Origin of the sequence: Massilia sp. CMS3.1, from assembly GCF_051262535.1 — a bacterium.
Lineage (GTDB): Bacteria > Pseudomonadota > Gammaproteobacteria > Burkholderiales > Burkholderiaceae_D > Telluria.
The window spans coordinates 162699-176097 of record NZ_JBIMES010000009.1 but is presented as its reverse complement, the minus strand read 5'-3'; the positions used below and the strand labels follow the sequence as shown (position 1 = coordinate 176097).

General features: G+C 63.0%; 11 protein-coding genes. 6 read left to right on the top strand and 5 right to left on the bottom strand.

Features of this window, described 5'->3' with window-relative positions:
- Nucleotides 1-45: 45 nt before the first annotated feature.
- Together ACHAC9_RS16110 and ACHAC9_RS16105 are read right to left on the bottom strand one after the other, a co-directional pair.
- Complete coding sequence (locus ACHAC9_RS16110; protein WP_435761157.1) at nucleotides 46-2172, bottom strand: M3 family metallopeptidase; 2127 nt, start codon at nucleotides 2170-2172, stop codon at nucleotides 46-48.
- 88 nt (nucleotides 2173-2260) lie between these two features.
- Nucleotides 2261-4408 (bottom strand): M3 family metallopeptidase, encoded by a 2148-nt coding sequence (locus ACHAC9_RS16105; RefSeq protein ID WP_435761155.1) that lies wholly within the window; start codon nucleotides 4406-4408, stop codon nucleotides 2261-2263.
- Between the two features lie 255 nt (nucleotides 4409-4663).
- Here ACHAC9_RS16105 and ACHAC9_RS16100 point away from each other — a divergent pair, with 255 nt between their 5' ends.
- From ACHAC9_RS16100 to ACHAC9_RS16090, 3 genes are all read left to right on the top strand, one after another.
- Nucleotides 4664-5431: an alpha/beta hydrolase gene (locus tag ACHAC9_RS16100; RefSeq protein WP_435761153.1), complete on the top strand. Its 768-nt coding sequence runs from the start codon at nucleotides 4664-4666 to the stop codon at nucleotides 5429-5431.
- Between the two features lie 117 nt (nucleotides 5432-5548).
- Complete coding sequence (gene msrA, locus ACHAC9_RS16095; protein WP_435761151.1) at nucleotides 5549-6055, top strand: peptide-methionine (S)-S-oxide reductase MsrA; 507 nt, start codon at nucleotides 5549-5551, stop codon at nucleotides 6053-6055.
- A gap of 43 nt (nucleotides 6056-6098) precedes the next feature.
- Complete coding sequence (locus ACHAC9_RS16090) at nucleotides 6099-7418, top strand: FAD-dependent oxidoreductase (RefSeq protein ID WP_435761149.1); 1320 nt, start codon at nucleotides 6099-6101, stop codon at nucleotides 7416-7418.
- A gap of 32 nt (nucleotides 7419-7450) precedes the next feature.
- On the opposite strand, the gene ACHAC9_RS16085 is transcribed toward ACHAC9_RS16090, so the two are convergent.
- Both ACHAC9_RS16085 and ACHAC9_RS16080 read right to left on the bottom strand, forming a co-directional pair.
- Nucleotides 7451-7657 (bottom strand): SlyX family protein, encoded by a 207-nt coding sequence (locus ACHAC9_RS16085; protein WP_435761147.1) that lies wholly within the window; start codon nucleotides 7655-7657, stop codon nucleotides 7451-7453.
- 35 nt (nucleotides 7658-7692) lie between these two features.
- A complete protein-coding gene (locus tag ACHAC9_RS16080) occupies nucleotides 7693-9774 on the bottom strand; it encodes a UvrD-helicase domain-containing protein (protein WP_435761145.1) in 2082 nt (693 codons plus the stop codon).
- An 80-nt stretch (nucleotides 9775-9854) separates the two neighbouring features.
- Between ACHAC9_RS16080 and modA the strand changes: the two genes are divergently transcribed.
- The 3 genes from modA to ACHAC9_RS16065 all read left to right on the top strand — a co-directional run bounded on the left by modA (nucleotide 9855) and on the right by ACHAC9_RS16065 (nucleotide 11870).
- Nucleotides 9855-10625, top strand: a complete 771-nt coding sequence (gene modA, locus ACHAC9_RS16075) for a molybdate ABC transporter substrate-binding protein (protein ID WP_435761143.1) — start codon at nucleotides 9855-9857, stop codon at nucleotides 10623-10625.
- The gene (gene modB / locus ACHAC9_RS16070; protein ID WP_435761141.1) at nucleotides 10622-11320 is read left to right on the top strand and encodes a molybdate ABC transporter permease subunit; all 699 of its coding nucleotides are present in this window, start codon (nucleotides 10622-10624) and stop codon (nucleotides 11318-11320) included. Before modA ends, modB begins: the two co-directional genes overlap by 4 nt.
- A gap of 64 nt (nucleotides 11321-11384) precedes the next feature.
- The gene (locus ACHAC9_RS16065) at nucleotides 11385-11870 is read left to right on the top strand and encodes an SRPBCC family protein (RefSeq protein WP_435761139.1); all 486 of its coding nucleotides are present in this window, start codon (nucleotides 11385-11387) and stop codon (nucleotides 11868-11870) included.
- A gap of 46 nt (nucleotides 11871-11916) precedes the next feature.
- Here the strand turns inward: ACHAC9_RS16065 and ACHAC9_RS16060 are convergent, their stop codons facing one another.
- Nucleotides 11917-13356 carry a dihydrolipoyl dehydrogenase gene (locus ACHAC9_RS16060; protein WP_435761137.1) on the bottom strand — a complete coding sequence of 480 codons (1440 nt, stop codon included), beginning with the start codon at nucleotides 13354-13356 and terminating at the stop codon, nucleotides 11917-11919.
- Nucleotides 13357-13399 lie beyond the last annotated feature (43 nt).

The following is a 13399-nucleotide window of genomic DNA, read 5'->3' as shown; positions in this document are numbered from 1 at the left end:
TAAAAAAAGCGCGGGCATTACCTGCCCGCGCTCTAAAAACGTCAATCAGTTGGCGGTCAGGCCACGGCGTTCCAGCAGCGGGCCGATTTCCGGATCGCGGCCGCGGAAGGCACGGTACATCTCGGTCGCGTCCATGGTGCCGCCTTTCGACAGCACCAGCTTGCGGAAGCGATCGCCGTTCTTGCGCTGCAAGCCGCCGTTTTCCTTGAACCACTCGCCGGCATCGGCGTCGAGCCGCTCGGCCCACAGGTAGCTGTAATAGCCGGCCGAGTAGCCGCCCGAGAACGCATGCGAGAAGTAGGTCGAGCTGTAGCGCGGCGGGACCGGACCGACATCGAGGCCGGCTTCTTTCAAGGCCTGCGCCTCAAACGTTTTCACGTCCGATGGAATCGCTTTCGGGCCGATCTGATGCCATTTCTGGTCGAGGACCGCGGCGGCCAGGTACTCGGTGGTGCGATAACCTTCATTGAAACGCTGCGACGCGCGCAGTTTGTCCAGCAGCGCCGATGGCATCGGCGCGCCGGTCTGGTAGTGCTTCGCGTAGTTGGCCAGCACTTCCGGCCAGGCCATCCACATCTCGTAGACCTGCGACGGCAGTTCCACGTAATCGCGCGGCACGCTGGTGCCCGAGAAGCGCGGGTACTTCACGTTCGAGAACCAGCCGTGGGTGCCGTGGCCGAATTCATGGAAGGTGGTGCGTACTTCGTCCCAGGTGAGCAGGGTCGGTTCGCCCGCGGCCGGTTTCGTCAGGTTCAGGTTGTTGGTGATGACGGGCTTCTGGCCCAGCAGCGTGCTCTGGCTGACCAGGGCGCCCATCCAGGCGCCGCCGCGCTTGTTCGGGCGCGCATACGGGTCGAAGGTGAAGATGGCGAGATGCTTGCCGTCTTCCTCGAACACGTCATACACGCGCACGTCCGGATCGTAGACCGGCAAGTCCTTGCGTTCCTTGAAGGTGATGCCCCACAGCTGGTTGGCTGCGAAGAAGGCGCCGTTCAGGACGTTGTTCAGTTCAAAGTATGGTTTGAGCTGGTTCGCGTCGAACGAATACCTGGCTGCGCGCACCTTGTCGCTGTAGTAGTTCCAGTCATACGCCGCAACGTTGAAACCGCCCTTCTCGGCGTCGATCAGGGCCTGGATCTCGGCCGCTTCCTTGTTCACGTTGCGCACGGCCGGCACGGTGAGATCGGCCAGCAGCTTGTTGACGGCGCCCGTGTTCTTGGCGGTCTGGTCTTCCAGCGAGTAGGCCGCGTGGCTTTCGTAGCCGAGCAGTTCGGCGCGTTCGGCGCGCAATTTCGCCAGCGTCAGGACGGCCTGGCGGTTGTCGAATTCGCCGCCGCGCGAGCCGCGCACCGTGGACACGTTCAGCAGCTTTTCGCGGGTGGCGCGGTTGGTCAGCACGGACAGTGGCGCCTGCTGGGTGGTGTTTACGACCGGGATCACGAACTTGCCTTCCAGGCCGCGCTTTTTCGCTTCGACAGCGGCCGCTTCGATCGCTTTTTCCGGCAGGCCGGCCAGTTCGGCACGGGTGTCGACCACGAAGGCCGAGGCGTTCACTTCCTTCAATACGTTCTGGCTGAACGCGGTCTGCAAGGCGGCCAGCTGGCCGTTGTAGGAGCGCAGTTTCTGTTTGTCGGCTTCCGACAATTTGGCGCCGGCGCGCACGAAGTCCTTGTTGTAGCGCTCGATCAGGAATGCCGATTCGGCGTCCAGGTTCAGTTTGGTGCGCTTGTCGTGCAGCGCCTTGATGCGCGCGTACAGTGTCGGGTTCAGGCGGATGGCGTCGCTATGCGCGGCCAGCTTCGGCGCCAGTTCCTTGTCGAGAAGCTGCAGGGTGTCGTTGGTGTAGGAACCGATCAGGGTGCCGAACACGGCCTGCACGCGGTCCAGGAGCTGGCCCGAGCGCTCCATCGCGACGATGGTGTTTTCAAAAGTAGGCGCGGCCTTGTTGTTGGCGATCTTCTCGATCTCGGCGGCCTGCTGGCGCATGCCTTCGGCGAATGCCGGCGCAAAGTGCTCGTTCTTGATCTTGTCGAAGGCCGGGTAGCCGTATTGCAGGGTGCTTGGCTTGGCGAACGGGTTCGATGCGGCCAAGAGCGACGCCGGTGCGGCACAGGCCAGATTCGCGACGGCGACGCCGGCTGCGGCGACGAGCAGGATGTGGGGACGGTTCATGTTGTCTCTATTGTTGCTGTTGAAGTAAAAACGATGCGGCACCGCGAACGCGGTGCCGCATCTTCGTGCAGTAAATGCTGAAGGCCGATCAGTTACCTGTCAGGCCGCGCCGCTCGAGCAGCGGCGCGATCACCGGATCACGCCCGCGGAAATCCTTGAACAGGTTCATCGCCTCGGTGGTGCCGCCGCGCGAGAGCAGGGTCTTGCGGAAGTGGTCGCCGTTCTTGCGCGACAATCCTCCGTTTTCCTTGAACCACTCGACCGTATCGGCGTCGAGCTTTTCGCTCCACAGGTAGGCGTAGTAGCCGGCCGAATAGCCGCCATTCATCGAGTGCGAAAAATAGGTGGTGCGGTAGCGCGGCGGCACCGGGGCGAAGTCGACGCCGGCATCTTTCAAGGCGGCTGCCTCGAACGCGAGGACATCCAGCGGGATCTGCGCCGGGGTCAGCTGGTGCCAGCGCTGGTCGATCAGGGACGCGGCCAGGTATTCGCTGGTCATGAAGCCCTGGTTGAATTTTTTGGAGGCGACGACTTTATCGAGCAATTCCTTCGGCATCGGCGCGCCGGTCTTGTGGTGCTTCGCGTAGTTCGACAGCACCTCCGGCCAGATCGCCCACATTTCGTTGACCTGCGACGGATACTCGACGAAGTCGCGCGGCACGCTGGTGCCCGAGAAGTGCGGGTATTTCACGTTCGAGAACATGCCATGCAGCGCGTGGCCGAACTCGTGGAACATGGTGCGCACTTCGTCGTAGGTGAGCAGGGTCGGTTCCCCGGCGGGCGGCTTCGGAATGTTCTGGTGGTTGCCCACGACCGGATGCTTGCCGAGCAAATGCGACTGCGATACGTATTCGTTCATCCAGGCGCCGCCCTGCTTGTTGCCGCGGGCGTAGGGGTCGAACAGGAAGATCGCCAGCTGCTTGCCGTCGTTATCCATCACGTCGAAGGTGCGCACGTCCGGGTCGTAGACCGGCAAATCCTTGCGTTCTTTAAAAGTGATGCCGAACTCCTTGGTCGCGGCAAAGAACACGCCGTCCACCAGCACGCGGTTCAATTCAAAATACGGACGCAGCTGGTTTTCGTCGAAGTTGTACTGGGCCGCGCGCACCTTGTCGCTGTAGAAGGCCCAATCATGGGCGGCGACCTTGAAACCACCCTTCTCGGCGTCGATGATCTTCTGCATCTCGCCCGCTTCCTTGCGCGCGTTGCCGATCGCCGGCTTGGCCAGTTCGGCCAGCAGTTTATTCACGGCGGCCGGGTTCTTTGCCGTTTCCAGTTCCTGCGAATAGGCCGCGTAGTTCGGGTAGCCGAGCAGGATGGCGCGTTCGGCGCGCAACTTCACCAGTTTCAGCACCAGTTCGCGCGTGTCGAATTCGCCGCCGCGGCTACCTCTCGTCATCGATGCGGTCTGCAGGCGTTCGCGCACAGAACGGTTCGTCAAGCTCGCGAGCGGCGCCTGGATGGTCGTATTCGCGATGCCGATGACGTACTTGCCATCCAGGCCGCGCTTCTTGGCTTCAAGCGCGGCGGCGGTGATGTCGGACTCCGACATCCCGGCCAGTTCGGCGCGGTTATTGACCACCAGGGCCGACGCGTTCGCTTCCTTCAGCACGCGCTGCGAGAAGTCCGACTGCAGGGACGCGATCTGGCCGTTATAGCGCTTCAGCTTTTCCTTGTCGGCGTTTGACAACTTGGCGCCGGCGCGCACGAATTCCTTGTAGTAGCGTTCGAGCAGGAAGGTCGCTTCGGCGTCCAGCCCCAGCTTGTCGCGCTTGGCGTGCAGGGTTTCGACGCGCTTGAACAGCTTCAGGTTCAGGTAAATCGCATCGTTGTGGGCGGCCAGTTTCGGCGACATTTCGCGGTCGACGGCGTCCAGGCGGTCGTTCGTGTTGGCGGTCTGCAGGTTCGAGAACACGGCACTGACACGCGAGAGCATCTGGCCGGAGCGCTCCATCGCCACGATCGTGTTCTCGAAGGTGGCCGCTTTCGGGTTGTTGGCGATCCCTGCCACTTCGCGCAATTGCTCGCGCATGCCCGCCGCGTAGGCCGGCAGGAAGTGGTCATCCTTGATCTTGTCGAAGGCCGGGTAATTGAACGGCAGCGCGCTCGGCTTGGCAAACGGGTTCGATGCGTCGAGCACCATGGCGGAGCCGGCAGGTGCTGCAAGGGGAGCTGAAAGCGCGGTTCCGGGGAAGGCCAGGCTGGCTGCGATGATGAGCATTTGTGGGCGGTTCATGGTCTCTCTCACGGACTCGAAAAAGGCTGCCCGCGGGATCGCCGCCGACAGGTGCGCGCCAGATCATAGCAGGCTTTATTGCCGTGTCGTGAGGTCGAAACAATCTGCATACAAAACTGTTTGGACAGGCATTTTGGCGGGAGATGTTGAACGCTCGACCTGCAACACCCTGGCGAAATTGCTCATGAGCCAACTCTGCGGCTAAGATGGCCTTTCCTGCGGAGAGACGGCAGCCGCGCACAACCGGAGTCAGCATTGAAGAATATTTGCCTTGGATGTGCCCTGCTCGCCGCAGCAGGCAGCGCGTCGGCGCAGCTACCCGCGCCCTACCTACTCGACAACACCGAAGTGCGCGAGGTGCGCGCTCCCGGCTTGACGCGCGACTACCAGGTCTTCGTCGCCCTGCCCGACTCCTACCGCGACACGGGCCGACGCTATCCGGTGGTGTTCGTCACGGATGCGAACTACGCCTTCCCGATCGTGCGCAACATCTCGCAGCGCCTCACCAAACACGCGGGCATGGAAGAGACGATCGTGGTCGGCCTGTCGTATGCCAAGGGCGACACGGGCGTCTTCAGCCGGCGGCGCGATTACACGCCGACCGTGCCGCGCAAGCACGACTACCGCGCCGACATGAAGCGCAAGTTCTTCGTCGGCCATTCGTACGGCAGCCTGCTTGGGCTGCAAATCCTGCTCACCGAACCGCGCATGTTCGAGCATTACATCCTCGGCAGCCCGTCGCTCTGGTATGACGTCGGCGTGATGTTCGACCGCCTTGAAGCGTACGGAGAACGGCGCCGCGATTTGCCGGCCAATGTCTTCTTCGGCATCGGCAGCCTGGAGCGCCTGGCGCCGGGCAAGAAGCGCTCAAGGGCGGAACAAAATGCCGACATGGTGGCCGACCTGCGCGACGTCGACAGCGCCCTCAAGGCGCAGCGCTATCCGGGCCTGCGTACGCAAATCAAGGTGTTCGCGGACGAGGACCATGCGAGCGTGTTCCCGCTCGTGGTGACGCACGGTTGAAGGGCGGTGCTGCCGGCGAAAAAATAGGGCGTGCGCGTTCGATGTGGAGGAGCCGCTATCATGGAGCGCTATTGCCGCGCATGATGCGGCCCCTCCACACAATTGAGAGAATCGACGATGACTGTGCAAACCGAAACCGCCATCCTGGCAGGCGGATGCTTCTGGGGCATGCAGGCGCTGCTGCGCCGCCAGCCCGGCGTGCTGTCCACCCGCGTCGGCTATAGCGGCGGCGACGTGCCCAACGCGACTTACCGCAACCATGGCACGCACGCTGAAGCGCTCGAAGTCGTGTTCGATCCGGCCCGGATCAGCTTCCGTCAAATCCTGGAATTTTTCTTCCAGATTCACGACCCGAGTACACTCAACCGCCAGGGCAACGACCTCGGCGCCAGCTACCGCTCGGCCATTTTTTACCTGAATGACGCGCAAAAGCGCGTTGCCGAAGATACCGTGGCCGACGTCGACGCATCAAGCCTGTGGCCTGGCAAGGTCATGACCGAGATCGCGCCTGCAGGCCCGTTCTGGGAAGCCGAGCCGGAACACCAGGATTACCTGGAACGCCTCCCGAACGGCTACACCTGCCACTTCGTGCGGCCCGACTGGAAGCTGCCGCAGCGGCCCTGATCCGATTGCATCGCATCCGCGTGGTCAACTGGCGCTTCCCTCCATGCTTCCCATCTTCCACCCTTCATACGATGCGATCGTCGTCGGCAGCGGTCCCGGCGGCGCCAGCACGGCGCGCACGCTGGCCCGCTCCGGCCTGCGCGTGCTGGTGCTGGAACAGGGCGGAGCTGACCCGTTAAAAGGAACCCTGGGCCAGATGGCTGCCATGGCGGCGGTTCCCGGCAAGGGAGCCTACCTGCACCGCGACGCTTCCCTGCTGGTGGCCGGCATCACTGCGGGCGGCAGCTCGGCGATTAACTTTGCGACCGCCGCCGCGCCGCCGCAGGCGCTATTTGCCCGCCATGGCATCGATCTCGAACCGGCCCTGGCCCAATTGCGCGCCGAACTGCCGATGGCGCCCTTGCCCGATAAACTGATCGGCCCGATGGCCGCGCGCATGATGACGGCCGCGCATTCCCTCTCGCTCGACTGGCGCAAACTCGACAAGATGATCCGTCCCGAATCCTGCCGCAGCGGCTGCTGGCGCTGCGTGTACGGCTGCCCTTTTGGCGCCAAGTGGACGGCGCGCGATTTTCTCGATGACGCCTGCCGCCACGGCGCGCAACTGGTCGAGCGCGCCCGCGTGCTGCGCATCGTGGTGGCGGAAGGCCGCGCGGCTGGTGTCGAGGTGGAAGTCGGCGGCACGGTGCGCACCCTGGCGGCGCCGATCGTCGTGCTCGCCGGCGGCGGCCTGGGCAGCCCACGCCTGCTGCACCGCTCGGGTCTGGGACCGCGCGAATCGCCCTTCTTCAGCGATCCGGTGGTGGCGGTGATGGGCAGCGTGGACGACATCGACGGCGGGGCCGAAGTGCCGATGGCCGGTGGCCTGCACCTGCATGACGAGGGCGTGGCACTGGCCGATTTGACCTTGCCGCGACCGATGTACCAGGCTTTTGCGCTGCAGGTCGGCCGCATCGACCGTTTATTTGCGCACCGCCGCACCCTGTCGATGATGGTCAAGATCCGCGACGAGATCGGCGGCCGCATCGGGCCGCGCTGGGCCGACAAGACGCTGCAGGAGGGCGACCGGCGCAAGTTGACACACGGTGTCGGGATGGCGCAGGCGATCTTGCGCGAAGCGGGGGCGCATCACATCTTTACATCATGGCATTTCGCGGCGCACCCGGGCGGCAGCGTGCGCATCGGGGAGGGCGTGGATGCGAATTTGCAGACGAAGACGCCGGGGCTGTTCGTGTGCGATGCGTCGGTGATTCCGGAGCCGTGGGGCTTGCCGCCGACGGTGACCTTGCTGTGCCTGGGCAAACGGCTTGGGGCATTGTTGGCCAGTGACCTGACAAAAGCCCGCGCCACTGCCAGTGGTTGAAGGTGCGTTCGACCTTACTCAAGCACCGTGGTTCAATAATGCGGCGGGCGCTCGTTCACCGGGTTCTGCCGCCCGACCTCGCGCATCGTGCGCAGGTGCTCGGCCAGCTGCTGCACCATGGCTTCGAGCTGGTCGATGCGGCGCGCCTGCTGGTAGACGGTCTGGTTCAGCGAGTCGACCAGGTCTTCCTGGTGCGCCAGCTTGATTTCGATATCGACAAAACGGTCTTCGTGTTCCACGGCGGTTCCTGGCATGTTTTCTGGATTGGGCGGCATTATGACATCAGCTTGCCCGCGTCCGGCTTCGGCGTATTCAACAGCGCCTTTAAACTCGCCAGCCGGTCTTTCGGGCTGATCACCTCGGATTCAAACGGCACCGCAATGCCTTCGTCGAGCGCCATCTCCTTGATGAAGCGCGACGGATCGCAGTGCACCAGTTCGCCCGCGCGCTTTCGCTTCTTGCACCAGGTAAGGTGCAGCGTGCGCTGGGCGCGCGTGATGCCGACATACATCAGGCGCCGCTCTTCCTGGATGCGCGCGGCGATCTTTTCGATCGGGTCGTCCGGGTCGCCCTTGTGCGGCAAGATCCCCTCTTCCACGCCGACCAGGTAGACGTGCGGATACTCCAGGCCCTTCGAGGCGTGCAGGGTCGACATGCGCACCGCGTCCGGTTCCTCGTCCTTACCCTCGAGCATGGACATCAGGGCCACCATTTGCGTCAGTTCCAGTAAATTCTTTTCTTCGCCGGTGCCGTCGCGCCCGCCGTTGCCGCGTTCCTTCAGCCAGTTGGTGAACTCCATCACGTTCTGCCATTTACCTTGCGCCGCGCGGTCGTCGAAATTCTCGTACAGGTAGTGCTCGTAATTGATCTCTTTCATCATATCGTCGAGCACCGCGGCCGCGTTTTCTCCACTGCCCGAAGGCCCCGGACGGCTGGCGCGCGATTCCATCTCATTAATAAAATGGCAGAAATCACGCAGCGGATGCAACTGGCGGTCCGCCAGCTTGCCCTCGATCCCGCCTTTTAATGCCGCTTCAAATAAAGAGCAATTCCACTGCTTTGAAAATTCGCCCAGCACCTCCAGGGTCGCCATGCCGACGCCGCGCTTCGGTGTCGTGATCGCGCGAATAAACGCCGGGTCGTCGCCCTCGTTCGCGATCAGGCGCAGATAGGCGATGATGTCCTTGATCTCGGCTTTGTCGAAAAAGCTCTGGCCGCCGGAAATCGTGTACGGAATGCGTTCCTTGCGCAGCGCCTGCTCGATGATGCGCGCCTGGTGGTTGCCCCGGTACAGGATGGCGAAATCCGTCCACTTGTTCTTGCGCTGAAAATGGTCCGACGAAATCATGATCGCGATCTGGTCGGCTTCCTGCTCGTCGCTTTGCATCCCGAGCACCTTGATCGGCTCGCCCAGGCCGTGTTCGGACCAGAGCGATTTTTCGAAGAGCTTCGGGTTGTTGCCGATCACCGCATTCGCCGCCTGCAGGATGCGCGTGGTCGAGCGGTAGTTCTGTTCGAGTTTAATCACGCGCAGGTCCGGGAAATCGGTCTGCAGCGTCTTGATATTTTCGACCGAGGCGCCGCGCCAGGCGTAAATTGCCTGGTCGTCGTCGCCGACCGCCGTGAACATCGGCTTTTTACCGATGCCCGTCACCAGCAATTTGACCAGCTCGTACTGGCAGGTATTCGTGTCCTGGTACTCGTCCATCAGTAAATAGCGCAGCTTGCGCTGCCAGCGGTCGCGGATCGGGTCGTTGTTCCGGAACAGTTCCACCGGCAGGCGGATCAGGTCGTCGAAGTCGACCGCCTGGTAGGCGGACAGCGTCGCGACATAGCTGCGGTAGATGCGGCCGGCCTGGGCTTCGTCCTCGTCTTTCGCGGCCTCAATTGCCGCGTCCGGATCGATCAGGCCGTTCTTCCATAGCGAAATGGCATTCTGGATGCGCCGGATTTCCTGTTTATCGGTCGTCAGGCCGAGGTCCGAGACGATGGTATAGCAGTCGTCGCTGTCCATGATCGAAAACCGGTCTTTCAAACCGACGCCGGCCGCTTCCTGGCGCAGGATTTTCACGCCCAGCGAGTGGAAGGTCGAGACCGTCAATTGCTTGGCCTGCTTCGGCTGTTTCAACAGCTTGGCGATGCGCTCCTGCATCTCGAGCGCGGCCTTGTTGGTAAAAGTCAGGGCGGCGATCGTGCGCGGATCGTAGCCGCGGTCTTCGATCATGTAGGCGATCTTTTGCGTGATCACCCGCGTCTTGCCCGAGCCGGCGCCGGCCAACACCAGGCAGGGGCCGTCGAGATAAAGCGCGGCTTCGCTTTGCGGCCCGTTCAGGCCGAACTTTGGTGCATTGGACATGGGAACTATTCTTGAAGGCAGCCGAACATTGTAACGAAGCGAAGTCGAAGGGAGATGCGCCCCGCGCTACAATGTTCAGCATGAAAAAATTGCTTATTCTGTTACTGGCATGCGCCCTGGCCGGTCCGGCGCTGGCGCGTCCGCTGCTGGTCGCCGCGGCCAGCGATCTCGGCTATTGTATCGACGAACTCGTTGCCGCGTACCGGAAAACGGCACCCGACGTCGAGCCGAAGGTCTCGCTTGGCGCATCCGGCAACTTTTATGCACAAATTCGCAACGGTGCGCCGTTCGAGGTGTTTTTGTCGGCGGATATGGACTATCCGCGCCAGCTGGGCAAGCTCGGCGTGGCTGACGGGGCGACCTTGATGCCCTACGCCATCGGCCGCATCGCGCTGTGGTCGCTCGACCCGCAGATCGATCCTGCACGCGGCCTGGCCGCCCTGGTCGCCGACGCGCGCGTAAAACGGGTCGCCATCGCCAACCCGGTCACCGCCCCGTATGGCCGCGCGGCCAAGGCGGCATTGGTGCGCGATGGCTTGTGGGACAAGGTTCAACCGAAACTCGTGATTGGCGAAAACATCGCCCAGACGGCGCAATTCGTCCAGACCGGCAATGCGCAAGTCGGCATCGTTTCGTTCGCCACCCTGCACGCGACCAAATTGAAAGGGGTCGGGCGCCATGCGCTCGTGCCCTTGAGCGGCCTGGCGCCGATCGAGCAAGGGGTGATCGTCACCAAAGCCGGCACCGGCAACCCGCATGCGGCCGGCTTCGTGCGCTTCCTGGCATCGAACGAGGCACGGGCGATCCTGGCGCGCAACGGTTTTAGTGTGCCCCCGGGCGCGGCCGAATGACGGAGTGGCACTTCCCCTCCGAGCTGTGGAACGCCATCGGCCTGACGCTGCAGCTTGCCGCCGTCACCTCGGTCGTGCTGCTGGTGCTCGGCATTCCGCTGGCAAATTGGCTCAACAACAGCAAGATGCGCGGCATCATTTTTATCGAGACCCTGGTCAGCCTGCCGATCGTGCTGCCGCCCACCGTGATCGGCTTCTATTTGCTGATGCTGATGGCGCCGCAGCAGCCGGTGGGCGCGGCCTGGATGTCGGTGTTCGGCCATCCCTTGCCGTTTTCCTTCGCCGGCCTGGTGGCGGGTTCCGTCCTGTACAGCCTGCCGTTCGCGGTGCAACCTTTCCAGGCGGCGTTTCGCGGGGTCGGACGCGACCTGGTGCAGTCGGCGCTGGCGCTCGGTTTAACGAAGCGCCAGACCTTCTGGGCGATCGTGCTGCCGCTCTCGAAACATGGAATTCTCACCGGCGTCTCGCTCAGCTTTGCGCACACGATGGGAGAATTCGGCGTCGTGCTGATGTTAGGGGGGAATATCCCGGGGCAGACCCGGGTGGCCTCGATCGCGCTCTACGATGAAGCGCAGAAGTTGAATTATGGGACAGCGCACGCATATGCATCGGTATTGCTGGCGATCTCTTTCGCCATCCTGATTGGCATTGCCTTCCTGCAGCGCCGGCAGAACGCGATTTTGCTGTCGAATTGAGCGCCACCCGCGTCGACACCATATCGGCTACCATCGCCCCCACCCTTATTACGAGCACCACACAATGAAATTTGAACACCTGATTGAAGTAAACGACCCGCTCAACCCGCTGATGGACACGCTGACCCGCGAACAGGTCTGGCGCGGCCTGGTGATCCGCGCCGAGTCGCCGAAGCTGTTTATTCCACACCTCGACGAATGCGACATCAGCGCGCGCGAAGCCGGCAGTTTCAAACGCCGCCTGCGCTATGGCGACCTGGTCGTCGAGGACACGGTCCTGCTCACCCCGCTGCACGAAGTGCGCTATGAAGTCCCGGCCCAGGGCGACATCAGCGCTTCCAGGCTCACCATGACGATCGAAGCGCCCTCGGAACACATGCTGTACGTGCGCTTCAGTTACGACGACGGCATGGGCGAGTCGACCGACGGTGCGACCAAGATGTACGAGGAATTCAAGAAGTCCGCTTACCAGGAAGCCGATATCGACACGATGCGCATCGTGCGCCAGATGGCAGAGCAGGGGAACCTGGACGCGAGTTATCTGAATTGATTCTACCGGCGCAAGTGGATATGTTTGCGCCGGTCATTGCCGACCCTTAGGTCCCCGGCTCCGAATCGGCCGCATCCGTGTGATTCGTCCCCTTCGCCAGCTTCGCCGCCAGGTCGCGCAGCGCGGTGCGCACGCCCTCTTCGATCACGGGGTGATAGAAGGGCATGTCGAGCATCTGCGGCACCGTCATATGCGCCTGCACCGCCCAGGCCAGCAAATGCGCGATGTGTTCGCAGCGCGGCCCGATCATCTCGGCGCCCAAAAAGCGGCACGAGCCATACTCGGCATACACCCGCAGCATCCCCTTGTTCTGCAACATGACGCGGCTGCGGCCCTGGTTCTCGAACGAGACCTGGCCGATCGCGAATTTTGGCCTCCCGCCCTCGCACAGCGCCTTGTAACTTTTACCAAGGGTGGCGATGTTCGGTTCAGTGAATGCGATGCCCAAAGGCGTACGCCGCAGGCCCGGGCGCACGTCCGGATAGCGGCCCGCGTTTTCACCGGCGATCTTGCCGTGGTCGGCCGCTTCCGCCAGCAGCGGCAGCTCGTTATTTGCATCGCCCGCGATAAAAATGTGGCTGGTCCCGCACTGCATGGTGCGGCTGTCGAAGTCGGGGACGCCATGCGGCCCCAGCGTCAACCCCGTCTGTTCCAGCCCCATGCCGTGCACGTTCGGCGTGCGGCCGGTTGCCAGCAGCACGTACTGGAACGATGCGCTCGTTTCCTTCCCGAGCGCGTCGCGCGTGATCAGGAGCACGGTATCTCCCTGCTGTTCGGCGCGCACGACTTCGGTCTGGAAGCGCAGGTCGAGTTCCCCGCTCAGCGTGCGCCGCGCTGCGCCCAGCACCTCCGGGTCGCTGAGCTGGGCGACGCTGCCGCCGCGCGCGAAGAGGCTGACTTTGACACCCAGGCGCGTCAGCGCCTGGCCCAGTTCCAGGCCGATCACGCCGGTGCCGATCACCGCCACCGAGGCGGGTAAATCGTCCCAATAAAACACGTCGTCGCTGGTAACGATGCCCGGCCCCACATCCGTCAGTTGCGGCAGGATCACCGGCGTCGAACCGGTGGCGATCACGATGCGCGCCGCTTCGATCTCGGTATGGTCGTCGACTTGTAAAGTGTGCGGGCTGGTGAAGCGGGCATGGCCGCGGATGCGGTCTTCGATCGGAAAACTCTCGACGCTTTCCAGCACGAAGCCCACAAAACGGTCGCGTTCACCCCGCACGCGTGCCATGACCGCACGTCCATCGATGCGTTTCTCGCCCGGATGCACGCCAAAGCCCGGCGCGACGTCGAACATGTGCGCCGCGTCAGCGGCGGCGATCAACAGTTTGCTCGGCATGCAGCCGACCCGGGCGCAGGTGGTGCCGTAGGGACCGCTTTCGATGACGACCGTGCGCGCGCCCTGGGCAACGGCCGCGCGGTAGGCCGACATGCCGGCCGTGCCGGTGCCGATAATGGCGACGTCGACTTTTCGTTTGTTCATGCTTGTTCTCCGTAATAGCTACTGCGACGATACGCCGTTTCAA